Source organism: Dyella humi (assembly GCF_044904605.1).
Taxonomy (GTDB): domain Bacteria; phylum Pseudomonadota; class Gammaproteobacteria; order Xanthomonadales; family Rhodanobacteraceae; genus Dyella_B; species Dyella_B humi.
The window spans coordinates 224,743-247,382 of record NZ_JADIKI010000022.1 but is presented as its reverse complement, the minus strand read 5'-3'; the positions used below and the strand labels follow the sequence as shown (position 1 = coordinate 247,382).

21 protein-coding genes are annotated in these 22,640 nt (G+C 62.5%); 7 read left to right on the top strand and 14 right to left on the bottom strand.

Going from position 1 to position 22,640, the window contains the following annotated elements:
* Positions 1 to 15: 15 nt before the first annotated feature.
* Positions 16 to 2,115 (bottom strand): DUF6311 domain-containing protein, encoded by a 2,100-nt coding sequence (locus ISP18_RS05960; protein WP_380008029.1) that lies wholly within the window; start codon positions 2,113 to 2,115, stop codon positions 16 to 18.
* Between the two features lie 102 nt (positions 2,116 to 2,217).
* Positions 2,218 to 3,219, bottom strand: coding sequence for an isoaspartyl peptidase/L-asparaginase family protein (locus ISP18_RS05955; protein ID WP_380008026.1), 1,002 nt, complete (start codon positions 3,217 to 3,219; stop codon positions 2,218 to 2,220).
* A 230-nt stretch (positions 3,220 to 3,449) separates the two neighbouring features.
* Between ISP18_RS05955 and ISP18_RS05950 the strand changes: the two genes are divergently transcribed.
* A complete protein-coding gene (locus tag ISP18_RS05950) occupies positions 3,450 to 4,805 on the top strand; it encodes a 3-oxoacid CoA-transferase (protein WP_380008023.1) in 1,356 nt (451 codons plus the stop codon).
* 68 nt (positions 4,806 to 4,873) lie between these two features.
* On the opposite strand, the gene ISP18_RS05945 is transcribed toward ISP18_RS05950, so the two are convergent.
* The 3 genes from ISP18_RS05945 to ISP18_RS05935 form a co-directional block, all read right to left on the bottom strand.
* Entirely contained in the window at positions 4,874 to 5,857 is a 984-nt protein-coding gene (locus ISP18_RS05945; RefSeq protein ID WP_380008021.1) for a sensor histidine kinase, read from the bottom strand.
* A gap of 15 nt (positions 5,858 to 5,872) precedes the next feature.
* Positions 5,873 to 6,604 (bottom strand): response regulator transcription factor, encoded by a 732-nt coding sequence (locus ISP18_RS05940; RefSeq protein WP_380008018.1) that lies wholly within the window; start codon positions 6,602 to 6,604, stop codon positions 5,873 to 5,875.
* A gap of 102 nt (positions 6,605 to 6,706) precedes the next feature.
* On the bottom strand, positions 6,707 to 7,330 hold the full coding sequence (locus tag ISP18_RS05935) for an arylesterase (RefSeq protein ID WP_380008012.1): 624 nt from the start codon (positions 7,328 to 7,330) through the stop codon (positions 6,707 to 6,709).
* Between ISP18_RS05935 and ISP18_RS05930 the strand changes: the two genes are divergently transcribed.
* From ISP18_RS05930 to ISP18_RS05915, 4 genes are all read left to right on the top strand, one after another.
* A complete protein-coding gene (locus ISP18_RS05930) occupies positions 7,329 to 8,060 on the top strand; it encodes an ABC transporter ATP-binding protein (RefSeq protein ID WP_380008009.1) in 732 nt (243 codons plus the stop codon). The genes ISP18_RS05935 and ISP18_RS05930 overlap by 2 nt on opposite strands.
* The gene (locus tag ISP18_RS05925; RefSeq protein ID WP_380008006.1) at positions 8,057 to 10,540 is read left to right on the top strand and encodes an ABC transporter permease; all 2,484 of its coding nucleotides are present in this window, start codon (positions 8,057 to 8,059) and stop codon (positions 10,538 to 10,540) included. Before ISP18_RS05930 ends, ISP18_RS05925 begins: the two co-directional genes overlap by 4 nt.
* 36 nt (positions 10,541 to 10,576) lie before the next feature.
* Entirely contained in the window at positions 10,577 to 11,257 is a 681-nt protein-coding gene (locus ISP18_RS05920) for a glutathione S-transferase family protein (RefSeq protein WP_380008003.1), read from the top strand.
* A 164-nt stretch (positions 11,258 to 11,421) separates the two neighbouring features.
* Positions 11,422 to 12,558 (top strand): SLC13 family permease, encoded by a 1,137-nt coding sequence (locus ISP18_RS05915; RefSeq protein WP_380008001.1) that lies wholly within the window; start codon positions 11,422 to 11,424, stop codon positions 12,556 to 12,558.
* An 11-nt stretch (positions 12,559 to 12,569) separates the two neighbouring features.
* Here the strand turns inward: ISP18_RS05915 and ISP18_RS05910 are convergent, their stop codons facing one another.
* From ISP18_RS05910 to ISP18_RS05885, 6 genes are all read right to left on the bottom strand, one after another.
* Positions 12,570 to 13,337: a DUF4097 family beta strand repeat-containing protein gene (locus tag ISP18_RS05910; RefSeq protein WP_380007998.1), complete on the bottom strand. Its 768-nt coding sequence runs from the start codon at positions 13,335 to 13,337 to the stop codon at positions 12,570 to 12,572.
* Positions 13,338 to 13,449: 112 nt separating this feature from the next.
* Entirely contained in the window at positions 13,450 to 14,256 is an 807-nt protein-coding gene (gene mazG / locus ISP18_RS05905; protein ID WP_380007995.1) for a nucleoside triphosphate pyrophosphohydrolase, read from the bottom strand.
* Complete coding sequence (gene cysQ, locus ISP18_RS05900; protein WP_380007992.1) at positions 14,253 to 15,065, bottom strand: 3'(2'),5'-bisphosphate nucleotidase CysQ; 813 nt, start codon at positions 15,063 to 15,065, stop codon at positions 14,253 to 14,255. Before cysQ ends, mazG begins: the two co-directional genes overlap by 4 nt.
* Positions 15,066 to 15,070: 5 nt before the next feature.
* The gene (gene nudE / locus ISP18_RS05895; protein ID WP_380007988.1) at positions 15,071 to 15,631 is read right to left on the bottom strand and encodes an ADP compounds hydrolase NudE; all 561 of its coding nucleotides are present in this window, start codon (positions 15,629 to 15,631) and stop codon (positions 15,071 to 15,073) included.
* A 117-nt stretch (positions 15,632 to 15,748) separates the two neighbouring features.
* The gene (locus ISP18_RS05890) at positions 15,749 to 16,561 is read right to left on the bottom strand and encodes an inositol monophosphatase family protein (protein WP_380007985.1); all 813 of its coding nucleotides are present in this window, start codon (positions 16,559 to 16,561) and stop codon (positions 15,749 to 15,751) included.
* Complete coding sequence (locus tag ISP18_RS05885) at positions 16,558 to 17,331, bottom strand: type II secretion system protein N (protein WP_404559252.1); 774 nt, start codon at positions 17,329 to 17,331, stop codon at positions 16,558 to 16,560. Before ISP18_RS05885 ends, ISP18_RS05890 begins: the two co-directional genes overlap by 4 nt.
* A 215-nt stretch (positions 17,332 to 17,546) precedes the next feature.
* Here ISP18_RS05885 and ISP18_RS05880 point away from each other — a divergent pair, with 215 nt between their 5' ends.
* Complete coding sequence (locus tag ISP18_RS05880) at positions 17,547 to 18,911, top strand: adenosylmethionine--8-amino-7-oxononanoate transaminase (protein WP_380007979.1); 1,365 nt, start codon at positions 17,547 to 17,549, stop codon at positions 18,909 to 18,911.
* Between the two features lie 158 nt (positions 18,912 to 19,069).
* Here ISP18_RS05880 and ISP18_RS05875 read toward each other — a convergent pair whose 3' ends face one another.
* Complete coding sequence (locus ISP18_RS05875; protein WP_380007976.1) at positions 19,070 to 19,387, bottom strand: hypothetical protein; 318 nt, start codon at positions 19,385 to 19,387, stop codon at positions 19,070 to 19,072.
* 166 nt (positions 19,388 to 19,553) lie between these two features.
* On the opposite strand from ISP18_RS05875, the gene ISP18_RS05870 reads away from it, so the two are divergent.
* Positions 19,554 to 20,288 carry a 16S rRNA (uracil(1498)-N(3))-methyltransferase gene (locus ISP18_RS05870; RefSeq protein ID WP_380007973.1) on the top strand — a complete coding sequence of 245 codons (735 nt, stop codon included), beginning with the start codon at positions 19,554 to 19,556 and terminating at the stop codon, positions 20,286 to 20,288.
* Positions 20,289 to 20,352: 64 nt separating this feature from the next.
* Here the strand turns inward: ISP18_RS05870 and ISP18_RS05865 are convergent, their stop codons facing one another.
* Both ISP18_RS05865 and ISP18_RS05860 read right to left on the bottom strand, forming a co-directional pair.
* Positions 20,353 to 20,829, bottom strand: coding sequence for a chemotaxis protein CheW (locus tag ISP18_RS05865; protein ID WP_380007970.1), 477 nt, complete (start codon positions 20,827 to 20,829; stop codon positions 20,353 to 20,355).
* Positions 20,826 to 22,577, bottom strand: coding sequence for a chemotaxis protein CheB (locus ISP18_RS05860; protein WP_380007967.1), 1,752 nt, complete (start codon positions 22,575 to 22,577; stop codon positions 20,826 to 20,828). Before ISP18_RS05860 ends, ISP18_RS05865 begins: the two co-directional genes overlap by 4 nt.
* Positions 22,578 to 22,640 lie beyond the last annotated feature (63 nt).

Below are 22,640 nucleotides of genomic sequence, written 5' to 3'. Positions count from 1 at the left end.
AGCAACACTGCTGCACTATTGCACTTGGATGGCATCCAGGGCAATGCGCAGCTTGGCCCCCGCAACGCTCGGGCGCAGCTCTAATCTTCTGAAAGACCCGGCATTCGGCGTGCCTGGTACGTCGAACATCCAGATACGGCAGCCATCCCCAGCCATCGAGCAACGACCGATGCGCTTTCCGTCGAACCACGCCTCCAGTTCCGTCGCCATCGATTTGCCAGTATTGGCGCGATGGAGGTTCACTTCCACTTTCAACGATCTCTGCGCATCTTGGCCGCCCGGCACGAACAGCGTGGCCGTGTCGGAAAGGCTCATCAAGCCGATACCGGTCGCATTCCATCCCTCGCCCAGCAATCGACGTCCGGCGCTGGGCTGGGAGAAATCGCTGTTGAATGGAAGATCGAATGACAATGTCGGTGTCGCATGGCGCAGATCGGTCGCCAACGCAGGCAACGGAGCGGTCCAACCCGGTGCGAGCACATTCTTGTCATCCAAGCGGAACAAGGCGGCATGTGCGCCGGGAATGGCAGTACGTGCCACTGCCACGTCGTGATCGTCTAACAAGTACAGCGTGCGTGGATCGAGCTTATCGCTCAATAGAGCTTCCTGCCCGGCGTTGTACAGCATCATGAAGCTGTCCATATCGATGCGCGCCAGTTGCACGCCATCGATGCCCATGTGATGGCTGTTCGCGTAGAACGCCAGCTGCTCCCAATCTGCAGGTTTCGAAAGCGGCAGCACGCGCAACAAAGTGTAGCGGCGACCTGCCGTATCCCAGAAGTCGCCGCGCAACCCTGGTATCGCGCCATCATGCGCACGTGCCGACAACGTCGTGTGGAGATTCGCAAAACCCGGAGCAAGATCTACGCACTGCAGCGCCACTGCACCAGACAGCACGACGACTTGCCAGCGCACAGAGCAGCGTTGCAGCAGAACGTACAAAGCCGCAAGCAGCGCAACGTAATAGGTGGCCCAGAACAAGCGCCCCGTTGATTGAAGAGGAATATGGGAGAGCGCAACCCGCCATTTATCTGGCAAAGGCATAGGCCATTGCGTGGTGCCGATGCCAATGTTGCACGTGATAGCAGCAATCGCCAGCAACGCCGCCATGATCAGCAAGGGCCCCGGAATGCGCCGGTCGTTAGAAGCGCGTCGGCGTAGCACCGCCACCACGACAGCCGAAAGTATCAAGGCGATACCACCCACGCCGAAGTAGTTGAACCCTTCGTATTCACCTGTCGCCTGCGGAAAATTCAAGCCAAGATGCGACCAGCCAATGCCGTTGATAGGCGCCAGTACATTCATCTTGTAATAGCCGAAACCTTCGGCCTGCGTGCCCTGTCCGGACACCACAAACAGTCCAGCGACCCACGCTGCAAACGCGACGACCGCGCCGATCAACACTATTCCAGGCAACAGTGTTTTCCACCGTGACGTGGACGTACCGGGCGAGTGCTGTGCAGTCATTCGGTAACGCTGCGCCATGTCCGCCAGCCAGATTGCTCCGGCGATGGCGAACAGATAAGCGTGAATCATCATCGCCATCGCCAGCAGCAATGCCCACCACAAGGTTTGATGCTTGCGATCCTGACGAAGGCACAGATAGATCGCAGCGAGCACGATCCAGTGACCGACCAGGGCCATATGTCCCCCCAGCCGCAACACCATCGGCGCCGCGAACACGAAGAACAACACGCCCAGGGCTTTCACGATCGCATTCGGTGTCACCAGCCCCAGCAGGCGCCACGCAAACCAGGCTTGCAGAACGAAGCAGGCCAGCACCCAAAGGCCAAAATATTGGAAAGGCTCCGGCAGCCACGCCGCCAACGGCTTTAACAGCATCGCTAGCAGCGGAATGGAGTCGGAGTAATAGATCGAGGTATGCAGCCCGGCGCCGTAAAGCGGATTGACGCCCGGCGGCCAGCTCCATGCGGCGTAGCGATAAAACGCCCAGCCAAGATAGCTTTGCGCCAGATCACCCTGCGTCAGCCAATGGACGTTCCCAGGCCAGAGCATGGCACCGCCCGTGATCAGCAGGCAGGCCAGTGCGCCGATCAAAACAGGCAGCAGCCACGAATCAAAAATGCGGGATATCTGTCCTGCTCTGCGCACCACGTTGCTCGCACCGTTTCCGAAAGGGCGTGAGCATTGCACATCAAGAGGATGGGCAACACTTTCGGCGAGGCCCGTCGTTACGCGATGCCGCTTGGCGTCCGATCAATTCGTCGATGAGGCCGGCGCAGGTGGATGATTAGACGGATCCGGCTCATCGTCATAGATCGCGACGTGCGGCACGCCATCTGCACCGATCCAGCCTCGGTACATGCCGTCGGTGTTGAATGGCATGGCGATGTTGCCGTTCGCATCCAGCGCGATGGCGCCGCCGTTGCCGCCCATCGAAGGGATCTCCTGATTGATCACCTCGGCCGCAGCGCGTTCAATGGGCTCTCCCAGCATCGACACTTTCATGCAGATCTCATGCGCAGCCACGGCGCGGATGTAGAACTCGCCCCAGCCGGTACCCGACACAGCGCATTGCGCATTCGCGTAAGTGCCGGCGCCGATGATCGGTGAATCCCCTACGCGACCCCAGCGCTTGTCGGTCATGCCGCCGGTGGAAGTGCCTGCGGCAAGATGCCCTTGGCCGTCTAGCGCCACCGCGCCGACCGTGCCGAAATGCTTGGCGCTCTCCAATGCGGCATGCTCAGGATCACTGTGTGGCTTCTTGTCGTTGTCTTCCTTCAGCGCCTTCTGCAACTGCTGCCAGCGTTCTTCGGTGCGAAAGTAGGAAGGATCGACCAGCGCGACGCCCTGGTCCTTCGCGAACGCTTCCGCACCTTCGCCCACCAGCATCACATGCGGCGAATGCTCCATCACCGCGCGCGCCAGCAAGATCGGATTCTTCACCCGATGCACGCCCGCCACCGAGCCCGCGCGCAGGCTTTCGCCATCCATCACCGCCGCATCCATCTCGTTCTTGCCGTCGTGCGTGAAGACCGAACCCTTGCCGGCATTGAAGTTGGGATCGTCCTCCAGCACGGTGATCGCCGTCGTCACCGCATCGATCGCCGACTTGCCGGCCTTGAGCTGGGCGTAACCGTCTTGCAGCGCTTTGGTCATCGCCGCACGCACCGCCTTTTCCTTGGCCGGGCTCATGTCGCGCTTGATCACGCCCGCGCCGCCGTGGATGACAAGTGCCGGTGCGACGGCGTGAGTCATGGCGGCGGCCCCCAGGGCAGCGATCGCAACAAACAAGCAGGACAGCTTCACGAGGCACCTCTTGCGTACGACGGGACGAGTATAGCTACCCGCCCCGACGTGCTCAGCCGTATGGCAAGTCGATGACATCGGGCTGACAAATGCTCTCCTTCGACCTTTGTACAGCGTGTCCCGTCGCCGATCCGTCGTATCCTACGCAGCTAATTCCCCCCGCAACAAAGGCATCCCTCATGGAAAAGGTTTATGCAAGCGCAACCAAGGCTCTTGACGGTCTGCTGTTTGATGGCATGACCATTGCTGCAGGCGGCTTTGGTCTTTGCGGCATTCCCGAAAACTTGATCGGCGCCCTGCTCGCCGCCGGCACCAAGGGCTTGACCATCGTCGGCAATAACGCCGGTGTGGACGATTTCGGCATGGGCCCGCTGCTGAAGACGCGCCAGGTCAAACGCGTGTATGCGTCTTACGTGGGCGAGAACAAGGAATTCGAGCGGCAAGTGCTGGCCGGCGAACTGGAATTGCACCTGGTGCCGCAAGGCACGTTGGCGGAAAAGCTGCGCGCGGGGGGCGCGGGCATTCCGGGGTTCTATACGCGTACGGCGTTCGGCACCAAGCTGGCCGAGGGCAAGGAAACCAAGCACTTCGGTGACAAGGAATACGTGCTGGAAGAAGCCATCCACGCCGACGTTTCGATCGTGAAGGCATGGAAGGGCGACAAGCTCGGCAACCTGCTGTTTCGCAAGACGGCGCGCAACTTCAATCCGATGATCGCCACCTGCGGCAAGGTGTGCGTGGCCGAAGTGGAAGAACTAGTGGAAGTGGGCGAGCTGGATCCGGATCAGGTCCACGTGCCGGGCATTTACGTTGACCGCATCATCCAGGGCGAGAAATACGAAAAGCGCATCGAATTCCGCACCGTTGCCGGTGCCAACACCGGCAAGGAAAGCCCGATCCGCATGGCGATGGCGCAGCGCGCGGCGAAGGAACTGCGCGATGGCTTTTACGTCAATCTCGGCATCGGTATTCCCACTTTGGTGGCCAACTTCATCCCGCCCGGTATGGATGTGACGCTACAGTCGGAAAACGGCCTACTCGGCATCGGCCCGTTCCCGGATGACGCGCACGTCGACGCGGACCTGATCAACGCCGGCAAGCAGACCATCACCGCCCTGGCAGGTTCGAGTTATTTCTCCAGCGCCGAATCGTTTGCGATGATTCGCGGCGGGCACATTGATCTCTCGATTCTCGGCGGCCTGGAGGTGTCCTGCACCGGCGATCTGGCGAACTGGATGGTGCCAGGAAAGATGGTGAAAGGCCCCGGCGGCGCGATGGACCTGGTAAGCGGCGTGAAGCGCGTAGTAGTGCTGATGGAGCACACCGCGAAGGACGGTTCGCCGAAGATCAAGACACAGTGCGATCTGCCGCTCACTGGCCAGCAGGTGGTCGATCTGATCATCACCGACCTGTGCGTGTTCGAGGTGGCGAAAGGCAAGGGCCTGACGCTGATCGAACTGCAGCAAGGTGTGACGGTGGAGGACGTGAAGGCGAAGACGGGTTGCCCTTTTGAGGTGCATGCATCACTGCAGTAATGCGTTCCTGTAGCACACGTAGGTTGGAGTGAGCAGTACGCGAACTCCAACCTACCTCACGTCTCGCCTTAAGCGGAAACCGGCAGCGGCTGCGGAAATCGGATCTCCGCTACGTACCGATTGCCGCCATGCACGTGCAAGCTCAGCGGCCACGCAAAACGCTCGCTGATGCGCTGCGCGATGGCGTATTCGAAACCCCGCTGCCCAGGCGCGGACGCCTCGTGATCATCGGCCGCAGCGGCGCTCACGCTCACCATGCCGGGCAGCACCGTTACCTGCACGATACCCTGCCCGGTGTATTGACTGGCGTGACGAATCAGCTGCCAGCACAACACGGCGAACACGCGCGGCGAGCCGTGCAGCGCGAAGGCCGCTGGCTCCTCTAATTTCAGTTCGATCGGATGGCCATGCAGCATTTCACGCGCATTGGCCAACTCGTCGCGCAGCACGTCGTTCACCACGAATTCCTGCTCGCCCTGGCCGTTGTCGGCTTCGCGCGCCAGTATCAGCAAAGCTTCCACCAGCGCCTCCATTTCGCGTGTGGCGCGACGGATGCGCTGCACGGAACGCTTGCCGAAATCGCTCAGACCCGCTTCGTCCGACAGCATGTCGGTGGACATCTTGATCACCGTGAGCGGGCTGCGCAGTTCATGGCTAGCGTCGCGCGTAAAGTTGCGTTCGCGTTCGTTGTAGCCGGCGATGCGGCTGGCAAAGCTGTGGAAGCCGCGCGCCAGCGTGGCGATGTCGCCGTCGGTCTGGCGCAGGCGATCCGGCTGCAGCGCGTCCAGATCAGCCTGCCCTTCCTTCCAGTTGCCTACCCATTGGGCCAGCGTGCTGACCTGCCGCCAGGTGCGCTCCGTGGCCAGCCAGGTGAGCGCGCTGACGATCACGATCAACAGCATCACGGCGGCGGCCGGTGCCACGTTGTAATAGCCCATCAGGCACACCAAGCCCACCGCCACGAGTTGCATGCCGAAAATCAGCAGCAAGCGGCGTTGAAAACCGCCGCGCGCACGTACGTCGCGCGGCACAGGAGCACCCATTGTGTTCATGTAGGTTTCGGGCGGTTACGCAATATGGCTGGCGGGCGTGGTCTCTGCCTCCAGATCGGCCAAGCGATAGCCAGCCGAATGAATGGTATGAAGCAAAGGCCGATCGAACGGTTTGTCGATCACCCGGCGCAGATTGTAAAGGTGCGAACGCAAGGTATCCGAATCAGGCAGCGTATCGCCCCAGATTTCCCGCTCGATATCGCGCCGGCTGACCACTCGAGGCGATTCGCGCATCAGGATCGCCAGCAGTTTCAGGCCGATTGGGGAAACGGTCAGTTCTTGGCCGGACCGGGTGAGCCGTAAGGTGGCCGTGTCCAGGGTCATGTCGCCCACGGTCAGCACCTCGCTGGATACCTGGCGGCGGTCGCGACGGATCAGCGCGCGCAGGCGCGCTTCCAGCTCCCGCACCTCAAAGGGTTTCACCAGGTAGTCGTCGGCGCCGGCTTCCAGGCCAATCAGCTTGTCCTCCAGGGTGTCGCGCGCCGTCAACATCAGCACCGGGGTGGACTTCTTGGCGTCGCCGCGCAGCTTGCGGCAGACGTCCAGGCCGTCGATACCCGGCAGCATCAGGTCCAGCACCACCACGTCGTAACTGTTGGATACCGCCAAATGCAGGCCGCTCACACCATCTTGAGCAAAATCAACGGAATAGCCACGGCGCTCCAGAAATTCGCCCACCATTTCCGCGATCTGACGGTTGTCTTCCACCAGCAGGATTAGCCCAGCATGCTCGTCACGTGAACTCATATTCGCCTCGTCGCCGTTACGGTCTTCACATTTGTGAAGGCTAACCTCCTGGGTAGTAAGGGCAACGTGAATTCCGGCGAGAGAAATTGTGGTGATGGTCCGCTAGAGCAACGGTTTAACTCTTGGCCAGACATTGTCCAGCACGAGCGGTTCGCCGGCAGCGATGGGGTGCAGACCGTCTTCCTGCATCAGTTCGGGCTTCAGTGCCACCCCTTCCAACAGAAACGGCACTAGGGCGGTGTGCTTTTCACGGGCCAGATCCGCGTACACGGCACGCAGGCCGTCGCGGTACTGCGGGCCGTAGTTCACCGGCATTTCGATGCCCAACAGCAGCACTTTCGCACCTGCGTGCTGGGCCGCGTCGATCATGGCGGCAAGATTGCTACGCAGGTCGGTCAGCGGCAGTCCGCGCAACCCGTCGTTGGCGCCCAGCTCGATCACCACCACGCGCGGATGGTATTGCGCCAGCAGCGCCGGCAACCGGTTGCGCCCGCTCACCGAGGTTTCACCACTGATGCTGGCATTGATCACCGCCCAGCCCGGCTCCATCTGTTTGAGACGTACTTCCAGCAGATGCACCCAACCTGCTTCTACGGGAATGTTGTGCGCGGCGGACAGCGAATCGCCCAGCACGAGAAGATTTTTTGCGGGTGCGTTTTGCGTGGACGCCACCTGCACTACCCCGATACCGAAAAGCAGCACGAACAAACAAAGGAAACGACGCATGAGTGGTGGTTCTCGTTCGGTGGGTGAACAGCCGGGGGCTGAAAAGCCTGGGGTTGAAAAGCACGTCCTCGAAGTTCGCGATGTTAGCAAGTCCGTGAACGGCCCCGAGGGAAGGCTGGATATCCTTAGCAACGTGGCCATGCAGGTAAGCGCAGGCGAGAGCTTCGCTATTGTGGGCGCGTCCGGTTCTGGCAAGACCACTTTGCTCGGCCTGCTTGCCGGCCTGGATACGCCCACGAGCGGCAGCATCCATCTGGACGGCCACGCGTTAGAACAGCTCGACGAGGAAGCGCGCGCCGATTTGCGCCGGCGCCTGGTCGGCTTCGTGTTCCAGTCGTTCCATCTGCTGCCGGCGTTGACGGCTGAGCAGAACGTGATGCTGCCGCTGGAACTGGAAGGCCATGCCGATGCGCGCGAGCGTGCGCGCGCCGCGCTAGACGCGGTTGAACTCGGTTCGCGACGCAAGCACTATCCCGCGCAGCTTTCCGGTGGTGAGCAGCAGCGCGTGGCGATCGCGCGCGCCTTCGTGCACGGCCCACGTGTACTGTTCGCCGACGAACCCACCGGCAATCTGGATCGACGCACCGGGCGGCACGTGTGCGATCTGCTGTTCGCGTTGAATCGCGATCATCACACCACGCTGATACTGGTCACGCACGACATGCAATTGGCCGAACGGTGCATGCGACGCGTGGAATTGCAGGAAGGCCGCCTAGAGTCGCTGACATGAAAATCCTGCTTCTAGCTCTGCGCAGCCTGCGCCGCGAATGGCATCTGCCGGAGCTGCGCACGCTCGCTGCGTCGTTGGTGCTCGCCGTAGTAGCGCTCGGCGTAGTGGCCACGCTCAGCACACGCATGGAACGCGGCGTGCTCGCCAGCGCCGCCGAGTTGATCGGCGGCGATCTCGGCGTATCGGCGCCACAGAGCATTCCGAACACATTCGCGGTGGCCGGCAGTGAACGCGGCTTGGCGATCACCCGTACGGCGGGCTTTCCCAGCGTGGCCTTCGCGCAGCAACAGAGTCAGTTGCTGGACGTGCTCGCCACCGACACCGCTTACCCGTTGCGCGGCACGCTGCTGATCAATCAGGCGGATGGACGGCAAGTCGTCGGCCATGGCCCTGCGGCTGGCAGCGTCTACCTTGATCATCGCGCGCTGGTGGCCTTGCAGCGACGCGTGGGCGATACCGTGCAACTCGGCGGCCGCGACCTGCGCATTGCGGGCGAATTGCTGCAGCAGCCGGACGGCGGCGAGCTCGTGGCGATGGCGCCGCGCGCACTGATGAATCTCGACGATGCGCAGCATGCCGGCTTGCTCGGCGTCGGCAGCCGCGCGCGGCACAATCTGCTGCTGGCCGGTGAACCGGCTGCCGTGCAGAGCTGGCGCTCATGGGCGCAATCGGCCGCGTTGCCGCAAGGTGGCGAGCTGATTACACCGGAGCAGACGCAGGAGCGCATGCGCAGTGCGTTCGACCGCGCCGGCTCGTTCTTGCGACTGACCGCGTTGCTCTCGGCACTGCTTTCGGGCGTAGCGATCGCGCTGGCTTCGCAGCGCTATGCACGTCGCAAGACAGGTGAAGTGTCGTTGCTGCGTGCACTTGGTACATCACGTGCGCGCGTCTTTACGCTGTTGCTCGGCACGATGGGCGGTCTGGCTTTGCCTGCCGCTTTGCTAGGTGTGCTGCTCGCGCTGTTGCTGTCGCAAGGCGCGTGGATGTTCGCCAGCCAGTTGTTCTCGGGTGTGCCAACCGTGCTGCCGATTCTGCCCGCGCTCGCCGCCGCCGGCATGGGTATCGCGGTACTGATCGGCTTTGCGCTGCCGCCGCTGGTGCGGCTGGCCGATGTGCCGCCTGTGGCAGTTTTCCGCGCCAGCATGGCACGACGCATTCGTCGCTTCGATGCGCTTTATCTGATTCCTGCGCTCGTTGCGCTGGCGTTGATCTGGAATCTCAGCGGCTCCGCCAAGCTCGCTGGCATTCTTGCCGTGAGCTTATTGGGTGTTGCCTTGGTCGCAGCACTGCTGGCTGCGTTGCTGCTGTGGATCGTGCGGCGCATTGCACCCGGCGGCCATCCGGCGCTGCGTCTGGGCATGGCGGCGCTGGCACGGCGGCGTGGCTTGAGCATCGTGCAGGCCACAGCGCTGAGTATGGGCCTTACCGCGCTATTGCTGCTAGCCGTGGTGGCGCCCGCACTGCTGGACGGCTGGCGCAAGGAACTGCCCAGCGACACGCCGAACTGGTTCGTGCTCAATCTGCAGGACGATCAGCGTGACGGCTTCAGCAAGGCGCTCGCGCACATCGGCGCGAATCAGCTCAACATGATGCCACTGGCAGTGGGCAAGCTCACCGCCATCAACGGCCATCCGATCGATACACTGACATTCAAGGACGAGCGCGCAAAAGAATGGAGCGATCGCCAGCTTCGTCTCTCCTGGTCGGACGACCTGCCGCCCGCGAATACGGTGATCGCCGGCCAGTGGTTTGCGACGCATCCGGCGCAGCCCGAGGTATCGGTGGATACGATGTGGCGCGACATGTATGCGCTGAAACTCGGCGACACCATGCGCTTCGACGTGGGCGAAGGCCAGATCGATGCGAAGGTCGCCAGCTTTCGTCGCGTGGATTGGACATCCTTCCGTGTGAACTTCTTTCTGCTGATGGATCCGTCGCACGCGAATGCGCTGCCGCATACCTGGCTCGCCAGCTTCTATCTGGCGCGCGGCAATACGGAAGCGCTTGCGGCGCTGTCGCGCGATTACTCGAACCTGAGTTTGGTGGACGTGGATGCGTTGCTCGATCGCGTGCGCGACATCGTGCAGCGCGTGACCGGTGCGGTGCGCTGGGTACTAGGTTTCAGCCTGCTGGCCGGCGCCTTGGTACTGGCCGCCGCGCTGGCGACCAGCGGACAGGAACGCCGCCACGAAGCTGCCTTGCTGCGCACGCTAGGTGCGCGGCGTGGCCTGCTGCGCATTGCCGCCGCCTGCGAATTCGCCCTGCTCGGCCTGATCGCCGGCATCACCGCCGCGCTTGGTTCGATGGTCGGCGGCTGGTGGCTGGGGCGCAGCGTCTTCCACATCAAGGATTTCATGCCGCAGCCGCTGCCGCTTGCACTTTCCGCGCTGGTCGCTGCCATCGTGGTGATGCTGCTTGGCCTGGCCGGCACACGGAAGGTGACGCATACGCCGCCGATGCGGTTGTTGCGGGCGGAGTGATGGTGTCCTGTTCCCTCTTCCCTGCGGGGAGAGGGAATGGCTGTGCGGTACGATGCGCACTTCCTTCCCGACAAGGATCGCCCGCGCATGTACACCCTCTACTACTCCCCCGGCACTGCCAGCATGGTCGTGCATCTGGCGCTGCTGGAAATCGGTGCCGAGTATCAGCTCAAGTTGGTGGACATCGACAAGAGCGAACAGCACACCTCTGAATACCTGAAGCTCAATCCCGGCGCGAAAGTGCCGACGCTGTTGATCGATGGCTGGCCGGTGTACGAATCGGGAGCGCTGCTGATCATCCTGGCCGAGCGTCATCCGGAAGCAAAGCTCATTCCGCCGATCGGAACGCCCGAACGCGATGCATGGCTGCAGTGGACGGTGTTTCTCAGCAATGCGCTGATGTCCACCTATCGGTTCTGGTTCTATCCGCAGGAGCTTGGGCACCAGGAATCGCCACCGGAAATTCGCGCAGCCGTTCAACGCAAGATCGAAAGCATCTGGGATCGCCTGGAGGCACATCTTTCCGCGCATGGTCCGTACATGCTCGGCAATGAGTTCTCCGGCGTTGATCTGATGCTCACCATGCTAATGCGATGGTCGCGCAACATGCCGCGCCCGGTCACGGAGTGGCCTGCGCTGAAGCGGTTGGCTGATCTGGTGCGTGCGCGGCCGAGTTGGAAGAAGTTGTATGAGTTAGAAGGGTTGACGGAGTGGTGAGCTTTACTCCCTCTCCCCCACGGGGAGAGGGTTGGGGTGAGGGGCCAAGGCTTGCCTCAAACTCATAAGAAGCATGCTTCGATTTACCTGCATCGCAAGATTGCCCCCTCACCCTAGCCCTCTCCCCGCAGGGGAGATGGGACGAGTATTTCGCACAATTGACGATGGCCGCCTCCAACAACTCCACCGCACACCCCTGGCTCAACCGCCTCAAGCACGAATGGCTGCTGCTGTTGTTTACCGCGCTCACCGTGGTGCTCGCGTGTATCGATCCGCAGCCATGGGCGCGCTACAAAGGTTGGCTGCAGCTACCCACGCTGTGCGGTTTGCTGGGATTGATGATCTCCATTCAGGGCATCCGCGACAGCGGGCTAGTGCAGCGCATGGCCCGCATGCTGGTAGCGCGCATGCATTCGCTGCGCGGCGTGGGCCTGCTGCTGGTGAGCATGACGGCGGTGTTGTCGATGGTGCTCACCAATGATGTCAGCCTGTTCCTGATGGTGCCGCTGACGGTGGCGATCGGTGGCATGTCGAATCTACCGATCCTGCGCATGGCGGTGCTGGAAGCGCTGGCCGTCAACGCCGGCTCCACGCTCAGCCCGATCGGCAATCCGCAGAATCTCTTGATCTGGCAACACGCGCAGATGCCGTTTCTGCAATTCGTCGGCAGTCTATTGCCCGCAGCGGCCGTGATGTTCGTGATGGTCGCCGTGCTCACTTGGTTCTGGCTGCCGAAGGATCGCGTGGAACTGCAGGCCGATAAGCTCGATGGGCATCCGGTTTCGGTATCGCTGGCGCTTCTGTCCCTCGTCTCACTCGCCATGATGGTGATGATGATGGAACACGGCCATGCACCGCTTGGTGCGCTGCTGCTGGTGATTCCGTTCGCGCTATTTTCCTGGCGCACGCTCACGTACATCGACTGGCTGCTGATGGCGACTTTCGCGACGATCTTTCTGGGCCTGGGCCATTTCGCCGCGTTGCCAGTGGTAGAACACGCGCTCGACAAGATCGATTTCACGCAGCCGTTGGCGCTTTACCTCAGCGGCATCATCGGTTCGCAGCTGATCAGCAATGTGCCGGCCACCGTATTGCTGCTCGATCGTGCGCAGAACTCGGTAGCACTGGCAGTGGCGGTGAACGTGGGCGGCTTCGGCGTGGTGATCGGTTCGCTCGCAAACCTGATTGCACTGCGCCTAGCAAAACAGCCGCACGGAATGCGGCTGTTTCATGAAGTATCGGTGCCGTTTCTGCTGGTCTGCGCAGTCGCGGTTTATCTGGTGATGCGCTTGGCGGCTTGAAACCGGCCCGATCAGTCATCCTCGTGCGGCACGTTCACCTTGCCGCGGACATCACTGTGTACGACATCGCCGCTGCCTTTCGCGCCCACGCTCAGATCACCGCCTACGTCCTTGACGTTGAGATCGCCGGAACCGATGGTGCTCACGTTGACACTGCCGCCCACGTGTTCCAACGTGACATCGCCGGAACCGACGGTGCCGATGATCACGCTCTTGTGGACGTTGCGGGCTTTGACGTCACCCGAACCGACTGAGCCAGCGTTCAAGCTGCCAATGTCGGAAAGCTCTACGTCGCCCGAACCGGTGGTGACCGAAACCTCACCCGCAATGTGGTCGGCATGCAGATCGCCCGAACCGGTCTGCACGTTCAATTGCGTCAATCCGGTGACGTACGCATCACCCGAACCGGTGTTGAGGGTGACCGGCATGCTGGCGGGCAACTGCGCCTGCAGGTCCAGATAGGCGTACGAGATGCCGAACACGCCAACATTGAACGAATTGTGGCCACCCACGTCGATGATCAGCTGATCGCCTTCGCGATGCGAAGTCACCTGCAGGTTGTTCAAGGCCGATTCCGAGGAAGCACAGGCACGGCCGCTGACGTCCAGCGTGCCGCCACTGGTGCTGCCGACTAAGTGTAGGTCGTGGCTATGCAGATCAATCTGCACACCGCGAATGCCGGCCAAGTCGTCGTGCAGGGTACGGGGGGCGCTGTAGCGGCATTCCGCCGCGGTGGCGGCGAGTGGCAGCAGAGCCAGTAGAACGAGCAGGTAACGCATGCGATATCTCCGACAGTGTTCGAATGTTTCAGATGCGTGTGGCGGGGAAAAGGTTGAAGCGTTTTTGCCGCCGCGGGCAAGACCTGCCAGGCCCCAGGGTCAGGAACCAAGACTACCGCTCTTCCGCCTTCGCTCGCTGCCAGAGCGCCTCCTGCTCCGCCAGCGCTGCCGCGGAAAGCGCTTTGCCTTCCTCCGCGGCCAGTTGCTCTATCCGCCGGAACCGCCGCTCGAACTTGGCATTGGCATGTTTCAGCGCGCGCGCAAAATCCACTTTGGCATGGCGCGCGAGGTTCACCGCCACGAACAGCACGTCGCCGATCTCATCTTCCAGCCGCGCGGGATCGGCGCCGGCCTCGAACTCGGCGGCGACTTCGGCCAGTTCTTCGTGCAGCTTGTCGATCACCGGGTGATGATCGGGCCAGTCAAAACCGACCGTGGCCGCGCGTTGTTGAAGCTTCAGCGCGCGCTGCCATTCCGGCTGGCCACGCGAGATGCCGGCCAGCGCACTATCGTCCTGTGCGGCCCCTTTTGCGGCCCGCTCCGCTGCTTTGATGTCTTCCCAGGCGCGCTTCTGTTCTTCCACGTCGGCGTAACTGGCATCACCAAACACGTGTGGATGACGGCGCAGCATTTTTTCGCTGATCGCATGCGCCACGTCGTCGAAATCGAACAGACCCTGCTCTTTCGCCATCTGCGAATGGAACACCACCTGCAACAGCAGATCGCCCAGTTCGTCGCGCAGCCCATACCAGTCGTTGCGATCGATGGCGTCGGCGACTTCGTAGGCTTCCTCGATGGTGTAGGGCGCGATGGTGCTGAAATCCTGCTGTATATCCCACGGGCAACCGCGCTTCGGATCGCGCAGGCGCGCCATGATGGCAAGCAGATCGGTGAGGTTGTGGCGCGCGGCCGTACTCACGGCAGGCCTGCTTCGCGCAGTCGCGTGGCCCAATCGATGTCGGCATCGCCCACGGCCAGAAATTCCGGGTTGATCAGCGACTCACCACGGTTGTAGTGCAGCGGCTTGCCGGCGAGATCGAGCACCGCGCCGCCGGCTTCTTCCAGCACGCATTGCGCGGCGGCGGTATCCCACTCACTGGTAGGACCGCGACGAAGGTAGACATCGGCCGAGCCGCGCGCTATCAGGCAGAACTTCAGCGAAGAACCCAGCGGATGTAGCTGATATTCCTCGCCCAGCAAGCGGCGCAGCGTCGCTTCCGCAGGTCCCCCGTGCGAACGACTGCCGGCTGCGACCGGCGGGTTGGCCAGCGCGCGCGTAGAGATGCGTTCCCACTCGGCATCGCGCTGCACTTGCCACCATGTACCGTGCCCGCGCGCGGCGGCGAACAGCTCTTCGGTGACCGGCGCCAGCACCACGCCCAGCACCGGCTGGCCGTTCTCGATCAGGGCGATGTTGACGGTAAATTCGCCATTGCGCTTGACGAACTCGCGCGTACCGTCGAGCGGATCGACCAGCCAGTAGCGCGACCATTCGCGGCGCTGTTCCCACGGCAGCTGGCTCGCCTCTTCCGAGACGATCGGCAGCACGGGATCAAGTTGCGCCAAGCCGGAAGCGATGACTTTTTGCGCAGCCAAATCCGCCGCCGTGAGCGGCGAACAATCGCTTTTCATCTCCACGTCGAAATCTTCGCGGTAGACCGCCATGATGGCTTCGCCGGCACTACGCGCCAGCGCGCCGATTTCGAGCAGCAGGGGATGATCGGGCATGTCGCTCACGAGATGTGCAGACGTCCGGCAAGGTATTCGCGCGCCAGAAACAGCGCGGCAATGGAACGTCCCTCGGTGACGTCATCGCGCGAGACCAGCGTGTGCAGCTCGGCGAGTTTCCAGGGCACCACTTCCAACTGTTCGGGCTCATCGCCGGGCAGGCGTTCGGGGTAGAGATCCTGCGCCAGCACTACATGCGCCATGTGCGTCATGTACGACGGTGACAGCGAGAGGTTGTGCAGAATCTTGAGCTTGCGCGCGCCGTAGCCGACTTCTTCCTTCAGCTCGCGGTCCGCGCCTTGCTCCACCGTTTCGTCCTGGTCGAGCCGGCCTTTCGGCAGACCCAGTTCGTAACGATCCACGCCTACGCCGTATTCGCGCACCAGCAGCACGGTTTCGTCGTCGAGCATCGGCACGATAATCACCGCGCCCAGGCCGTGAGCCTTGAGGCGTTCGTATGTACGGTGCTGGCCGTTGGAAAATTCCAGGTCCACCTGCTCCGCACGAAGGAAGCTGCTGGTGTCCAGATCGCGCGTGGCGTGGATGACGGGATAGCGAGGTGGCATTTGGGGGATTGTAAAGGATTGGGGAACGGGGAACAGGGAACATGAAGTGCCAAACAAGTCCGCATATCGCGGCACGTCCATCGATCCCACCTTCGGACGCCGGACCGTCCGGGCCGCCTAAGCCCCCCTGTTCCCTGTTCCCCGTTCCCCGTTCCCTGCTGCAAAGCAGCCCAACGCTTGCGCATGGATCGCCGGCGTACCCGCCAACACGCTGCGGGTTTCCAGATTCAACGCCTCGCCTTCAAGATCCGTGAACACGCCGCCGGCCTCGCGCACGATCACCGCCAGCGCCGCCACGTCGAGAATATTCACATCCGACTCGATCACCAGATCCAACCCGCCGCGCGCGAGCAGATGGTAGTGACAGAAATCGCCGTAGCCGCGGATACGGTTGCTGTCGCGAATCATCTGGCCGAGCGCCTGCCAGCGCGCATCGCTGGTGAGCGTCTTGACGTTGCCGATGGAAAGCGAGGCTTGCGCCATGTCCGCGGTGGCCGCCACGTGCACGCGCTCGCCGTTGAACCACGTGCCGTTGCCGGCGCTGGCCCACATCGTTTCGCCATAGATCGGCGCGCTGGATACGCCCAGTACCAGTTCGCCCCGATACATCAGCGCAATCTGCGTGGAGAAGAACGGTGTGCGACGCACGAAGCTCTTGGTGCCGTCCAGCGGATCGACCAGCCATAGCAACTCGGCGCTGTCGTTATCCAGGCCGAATTCTTCGCCGTAGATCGCCGCGCCCGGCAGCGCTCGCGCGAGAATGGCGCGGATCGCCTGCTCGGCTTCGCGGTCGGCGATCGTCACCGGCGTGGCATCGGATTTGATTTCCACTTCCACGCCGCGACGCCAGTAATGCCGGATCACTTCGCCGGCTGCATCCGCCGCTTCGCGCGCGGCGTTCAACGCCGCCTCCCATCGCTGCTCGTTCATGGTTTCCTGGTAACCGGATTCAACTGGGCCAAACCGCCACGATAGCGGAGTTCGAGCGTGCCGTCCGCTGCTGGCGTGCCCAGGCTGCGCAACCAGCTCAGCAACGCCGGATTATCGTTGCGCGGGATGAGGCGAACTTGCAGATCCCAGCCGAGAGGACTGAAAGATAGCCGTCCGGACGTCTGAACGGGGCCGCTGCCATCGTCATTGAGCGTGCCTTGGATAGCACCCGACTGGCCGGTCACCGCCAACATCACCGTACCCAGCGGGACTTCTCCCTGTGGCGTGTGAATCGACGCCTGCGACCAGTTGCCGGTGGCATCGAGCTGCATCGGCCAAATGCCCTGCAGTTGTGCCTGCGGCACCTGTAGATCGAGCTGACCTTGCGGCTGCCCGTGCAGCCACGGCTGCGCGCCGAGCATCGCCATATCCATGTGCAGGGTGAGGTCATGCAGATCCATCTGCGCGGAGGAAACACGATGCATCTGGGCCTGCACCTGCAACTGCGGCTGATACAGATTCAGATCCACGCGGATATCGCCGAGCAAAGCACGACGGGAGAGCGTCCAGTCGAGACGGCCGAGCGGCGGACCACTCGCGATTGACACCTGCTCCGCCCGGCCCTGCCACAGCGTTCCGCTGAGGCCTTCCAGCCGTACGCCGCGCCATTGCGACTGCAACAAGGGCAACGCCCAGCTTGCAGGAATGAACCACGCCAGCGCGCCCACAGCGAGCACGCCGACCACCAAAACCACCAACAAACGCTTCATCATCTTTCCTTAGAGCCTGTTCAATGTCTCCACGTGGTTCGCATAGGTTCTGAGTGGTCGTCAGGTGGCAGTGCGTGGCGCAGCGCCAGACTGGGTGTCTGGTCAAGCCGCGCGCTGCCGCATGGCGGCCACTCAGGGCCTATGCGGGCTGCGGGGAGACATTGAACAGGCTCTCAGTGCTTGAGCCATACCGCCGCTGCCCCGATCATAGCCGCATGACTCATGAGCACGACGCCAACGCCGCCCTCGCCCGGCGCGATCTTCGCCATATCTGGCACCCCTGCACCCAGATGCACGATCACGAGCACGTGCCGATGGTGCCGATCGTGCGCGGTGAAGGCCCCTGGCTGATCGATGCAGATGGGCGCCGCTACCTGGACGGCATCAGCTCCTGGTGGACCAACCTGTTCGGGCACGCCAATCCGCGCATTGCGGCGGCGCTCGCAGAGCAGGCGCTCACGCTGGAGCACGTGATCTTTGCCGGCTTCACGCATCCGGTCGCGATCGAGCTGGCGGAGCAACTGGTGAACATCACGCCGCAAGGTCTGGAGAAAGTCTTCTTCGCCGACAACGGCTCGGCCGCGGTCGAAGTGGCGCTGAAGATGAGTTTTCATTACTGGCTCAATCAGGGTCACGGTGAGAAGACGCGCTTCATTGCGCTCACCGGCAGCTATCACGGCGAAACGCTGGGCGCGCTGTCCGTGAGCGACGTGGCGCTGTATCGCAAGACTTATGCGCCTCTGCTGCTCACGCCGATCCTTGCGCCCTCACCCGACGCATACGAAGGCGAATACGGCGAATCGCCCGAACACATCGCCACACGCCGCCTGGAAGCGATGCGCGTGCTGCTGGAACGCCACGCGCACGAAACCTGTGCGGTGATCGTGGAGCCGTTGGTGCAATGCGCGGGCGGTATGCGCATGTATCACCCGAGTTACCTCAGCGGACTGCGCGCGCTGTGCGATCAATACCACGTGCACCTCATCGCCGACGAAATCGCAGTGGGCTTCGGTCGCACCGGAACCATGTTCGCGTGCGAACAGGCGAATATCGCGCCGGACTTCATGTGTCTGTCCAAAGGGCTTACCGGCGGCACCCTGCCGCTCTCTGCGGTGCTGACCACGCAACACGTTTACGACGCCTTTTACGCCGAATACAGCGCAGGTAAGGCTTTCCTGCATTCGCACAGCTACACGGGCAATCCACTGGCATGCCGCGCCGCGCTGGAAACGCTGGCGATCTTCCGCGACGAGCCGGTGCTGGAACGCAATCGCGCACTTGCCACACATCTCGCCAAACAGCTGGCGCCGCTGCGTGAGCATCCGAATGTAGCCGACGTGCGCCAGCAAGGCATGATCGCCGCGGTAGAACTGGTTGCCGATAAGGCGACGCGCCGTGCGTTTCCCGCCGAAGAACGGCGCGGTCTGCGCGTTTATCTGCATGGACTGGAACACGGCGCGCTGCTGCGGCCGTTAGGCAATGTGATCTATTTCATGCCGCCTTACGTGGTGAGCGAAGGCGAGATCGATCATCTGGTGAAGGTGGCGAGCGAAGGGATTGCGCGTGCCATCAAGGATTGATGTGTGAAGCCCCTCTCCCTTCGGGAGCGGGGTTTAGGGTGAGGGTTCGATCAGCACGCGACAGTGAGGACTTACGCAAGCAGCCTGTATCACGCTCGGCCCGAACCCTCATCCGCCCTTCGGGCACCTTCTCCCAGAGGGAGAAGAAATGGCAACGACTAATGACCGCCATTGCCTTGGATCGTAACGGCTGGATCCAGTTTCTCCAGCGCCGGCCCCAGCCTCGTTTCGCCGGTGGCGTCGATATCGCCCTTGGAATAGGAGCGACCCGCGACCGGCAGGCATTCGCCCTTCTTCGCTGGGATCAAGCTGCCTGTGTCGCGAATGCACTGGCGATCGCCGGGCTTGATCGGTGATGCGTGCTTGCTCGTGGCGGGTGTGGTGCTGGTGGGTTGGTCGGTTGTGGGCGCGTACTGGGCGAACGCTGCCGTCGCCATACCTGCTGCCAGGGCTGCGGAAATAATTAATCTGAACATGGCAAACCTCCTTGCTCGCTGTGGGGACGGAACGAGCCTTGTAGGTGAGTCCATGCTGATACCAGGTTCGGTTCATCGCAAGGCCCATTCACAGGCGACGCGTTCAGATGGCTGAACAGTGGCGCATCAGGCGGTATGCTGGACAGCCTTCATCGATCGAAAGCCCATGCGTACCACTCGCATCCACGTCGACCAGCCGCTGGCACCCGCCATCGAACTGTCGCTGCCCGCACAAGCCGCCGAGCATGTCGCGCGCGTGCTGCGCATGGATGCGGGCGACGTGCTGACTCTTTTCAACGGCGACGGCTACGACTACGCCGCCACGCTGGTGAGCGTCGGCAAGCGCGACGTGGTGCTACGCATCGAGGACCGCGAGGAAATTGCGAACGAATCGCCGCTGCAACTTACGTTGGCGCAAGGTGTTGCGCGCGGCGAGAAGATGGACCTGATCGTGCAGAAAGCCACCGAGCTCGGCGTGGCGCGCATCGTGCCTTTGTTTACGGAACGCTCCGAGGTGAAGCTGGATGCATCGCGCGCGGAGAAACGCCTGCAACATTGGCGCGCCGTTGCGGCTAGCGCGTGCGAACAGAGCGGCCGGGTGCGCATTCCCGAAGTGGTGCCTGCGCTACCGCTGCAGGTATGGCTGGAAAGCCTGACCGATGATGGCGCGCAACGTCTGGCGTTGCTACCGGAAGGCACGCTGCGTGCGCGCGAACTGCGTTTCGGCGCATCGGGCGGGTTGCTGGTGGTAGGGCCGGAAGGCGGGCTGGGCGAACGCGATGTGGCGGCGTTGCGCGAAGCGGGTTTTCAGGGATTGCGCTTGGGGCCGCGGATTTTGCGGACGGAAACGGCAGGATTGGCGGCACTCGCGGCGTTGCAGGCGCTCCACGGAGATTTGTAAGTTGGGGTTCGGCTTCGCCTCACCGCCAACCTACGCGCCAGCTCAAAATTGCCTTAGATGCTTGTCAGCTCGCTTGCCGCAACAACTCGGTCACTTCGTGCTCGATCCCTTCCAAATCCGGAATCACAGCGATGTCATCGCGCACGAGCACCTGCGCCTTCACGCCGCGCGGCAAAGGCTTGCCATCATGGGTGGGAATGATCAGTTCGGCATTGAGCGTGGTTAGGCGAGGGAAGCCTTGCGTGATCACGGCGACAAACGGTACATCAGGATTGTCGCCGAGCGCCTTGAGCACGGCCACACGAACGCTGAGTTCCGAGTCGCCCTCCTCGGCATCGGCCAACTTGGTGAACGAGACCAGCGGTACGCGCCAGCCGCGCCAGGCGATGCGGCCGAGCAACCATTCGGGCGCGCCGGCCACGGGTTCGGGTGTGGCGAAAGTGATGACTTCGGCCACGGTAGCGTTCGGCAGCAGTAGGCGCAGATTGCCTACTGGCACCAGCACGCAGCGGATTTCGCGGGGTAGTGGTTGTTCGCTCATCGGAAATCCTCCACCAAACGTACCGCGAGTTCCTGCGGCGAGCCGGAAAAACTGGCAAGGCGTTCAGCCATCACGCCGTTGACCATATCTGTGTAGTGATCGCCGGTAGAGGCTTCCACCCATACCTGTCCGCCGCGATCGTGGATCGCCTGCGCGCCGGCAACGGCGTCCGTCGCGTGGCCGGCGAACACGATCGCCAGCGCGTCGCGGCCGAACACGCTTGCCGCCATCGTGAAGCTGCTATCGATGGAGGGCGACTGCCCGCCGACGTCGTCGTTTGCCGCACTGAGTTCTACACGGCCGTCGCGCGTGATGCGCACTTGCTGCCCGCGCGGTACGACCACCACTTCGCCGGTGCGTGCACGCATGCCTGGCGCAGCCACCTTGATGGGCAGCGTGCAGCGTGTGGCCAACGATTCGATCAGTTGTTCAAGCGCATCTTGGCCGTGATGCTGAGTAAGCAGGATCGGCATTTTCAGATCGCCCGGCAGCGCACCGAGGAACGAAGCCAGCGAAGCACCGCTGTCGCGCGCCGCGCCTAGCACTAGCAGACGCGCGAACGCGGCATCCAATTCCTGCAGGTGCGATTCGAAGGCTTGATATTCATCGTTGGGCGCGATGGCTTCTTCCATCGACACCAGCTCAAGGCTCATACCCGGCTCGACCGGCGATTCGTCTTCAAGAAACTCGACGTCAGGTGCCAGATAATCCGTCGCACTGACTTTCTCGACACCGAACGATGCCTTGTCACTAGACGGCTGCACTTTGGCGGCATCGTCCTCTTCCACGAAGCCCCATTCGGGTGCGACGGGTGAAGGCGTCTGCTGGGCAAGCGTTGCCTTTTCGATCACCGGCGGGGTGAATTCCTCGTCGAGCGAAGCAAGCGACAGGTGACCCAAGTTGATGTTGAACGCCGGCGCCTCGAGTCGCGCCGGTGCGGGAACAGGCGCGGGCGCGGGTGCGAATCCGGGCGCGGTCGGAATGTCCTCATGCGCCACGGACGCATCCTGTTCCCCCCAACCGAAATTGCCATCGTGCAGCGCCGGCAGTTCGTCTTCCGCCGTGAATTTCAGCGAGCCGAACTCGTCTTCCGGATTCGCTTGCGCCTCATCGAAGGCCAACAGGGCCTCCAGTTCGGAGGCCAGTGTTTCGGAGGATTCCGGAGTGAGCGCTGCCTCGTGTTCCTCATGTTCCTCGTGCATCGCAAGCACGTCCGCCACCGGTTCCGATTCAACCGGCGCAAGCAACGGCTCCAGCTCCGATTCGGGTCCGGGTTCGGCTTCCATCGGTGTTTCCACCGACGGCGCGGCAACGACGGGCTCGACTTCGGCTTGCGGTTCGGCCACAGCCGGCGCTACGGGAACTTCCACCGCCCGCGCATGCTCGGGCCGCGGCGGGTCGATGGTGTCGCTATTGAGCGTTTTGGCGGCCAGATGGCGCGCCCACCGCGCGCGGTCCCAGCCGTCCAAAGCACGGCTGGCCTGTGCATCGTTGAATACGACGGGAATATCGCCGGAGGCGACTAGTTCGTAGATCAGGTCGAGCGCGGCTTCATCCACCGAGTCGTCCAGGTTCACCACCAGCACGTCCACGCCGGCCTGACGCAATTTGGCCACGTCGAAACTGCTGATCGGACCTTCATGCGCAATCCGAGCGCCGTGCTCGGATAGGGCGGCGCGCAGATGACTTCCCAGCTCCACGTCATCAAACAACAGCGCAACCGCCACAACCTTTGAGCTTGCCTTCATGCCCCAAGTGCCCCGCATTGCGCCTGAGCGGCCGTCAGGTGGTAGCGCGTGGCGCAGCGCCAG

Excerpts from the sequence above, each read along its gene's own strand:
- ISP18_RS05925 (WP_380008006.1), top strand. The coding sequence starts at position 8,057 with ATGAAAATCCTGCTTCTAGCTCTGCGCAGCCTGCGCCGCGAATGGCAT.
- ISP18_RS05860 (WP_380007967.1), bottom strand. The coding sequence starts at position 22,577 with ATGAAGGCAAGCTCAAAGGTTGTGGCGGTTGCGCTGTTGTTTGATGAC.
- ISP18_RS05870 (WP_380007973.1), top strand. The coding sequence starts at position 19,554 with ATGCGTACCACTCGCATCCACGTCGACCAGCCGCTGGCACCCGCCATC.
- ISP18_RS05865 (WP_380007970.1), bottom strand. The coding sequence starts at position 20,829 with ATGAGCGAACAACCACTACCCCGCGAAATCCGCTGCGTGCTGGTGCCA.
- ISP18_RS05935 (WP_380008012.1), bottom strand. The coding sequence starts at position 7,330 with ATGCGTCGTTTCCTTTGTTTGTTCGTGCTGCTTTTCGGTATCGGGGTA.
- ISP18_RS05950 (WP_380008023.1), top strand. The coding sequence starts at position 3,450 with ATGGAAAAGGTTTATGCAAGCGCAACCAAGGCTCTTGACGGTCTGCTG.
- ISP18_RS05955 (WP_380008026.1), bottom strand. The coding sequence starts at position 3,219 with ATGACTCACGCCGTCGCACCGGCACTTGTCATCCACGGCGGCGCGGGC.
- cysQ (WP_380007992.1), bottom strand. The coding sequence starts at position 15,065 with ATGCCCGATCATCCCCTGCTGCTCGAAATCGGCGCGCTGGCGCGTAGT.
- nudE (WP_380007988.1), bottom strand. The coding sequence starts at position 15,631 with ATGCCACCTCGCTATCCCGTCATCCACGCCACGCGCGATCTGGACACC.
- ISP18_RS05880 (WP_380007979.1), top strand. The coding sequence starts at position 17,547 with ATGACTCATGAGCACGACGCCAACGCCGCCCTCGCCCGGCGCGATCTT.
- ISP18_RS05875 (WP_380007976.1), bottom strand. The coding sequence starts at position 19,387 with ATGTTCAGATTAATTATTTCCGCAGCCCTGGCAGCAGGTATGGCGACG.
- ISP18_RS05945 (WP_380008021.1), bottom strand. The coding sequence starts at position 5,857 with ATGAACACAATGGGTGCTCCTGTGCCGCGCGACGTACGTGCGCGCGGC.
- ISP18_RS05915 (WP_380008001.1), top strand. The coding sequence starts at position 11,422 with ATGGCCGCCTCCAACAACTCCACCGCACACCCCTGGCTCAACCGCCTC.
- ISP18_RS05920 (WP_380008003.1), top strand. The coding sequence starts at position 10,577 with ATGGCTGTGCGGTACGATGCGCACTTCCTTCCCGACAAGGATCGCCCG.
- ISP18_RS05910 (WP_380007998.1), bottom strand. The coding sequence starts at position 13,337 with ATGCGTTACCTGCTCGTTCTACTGGCTCTGCTGCCACTCGCCGCCACC.
- ISP18_RS05940 (WP_380008018.1), bottom strand. The coding sequence starts at position 6,604 with ATGAGTTCACGTGACGAGCATGCTGGGCTAATCCTGCTGGTGGAAGAC.
- ISP18_RS05885 (WP_404559252.1), bottom strand. The coding sequence starts at position 17,331 with ATGAAGCGTTTGTTGGTGGTTTTGGTGGTCGGCGTGCTCGCTGTGGGC.
- ISP18_RS05930 (WP_380008009.1), top strand. The coding sequence starts at position 7,329 with ATGAGTGGTGGTTCTCGTTCGGTGGGTGAACAGCCGGGGGCTGAAAAG.
- ISP18_RS05890 (WP_380007985.1), bottom strand. The coding sequence starts at position 16,561 with ATGAACGAGCAGCGATGGGAGGCGGCGTTGAACGCCGCGCGCGAAGCG.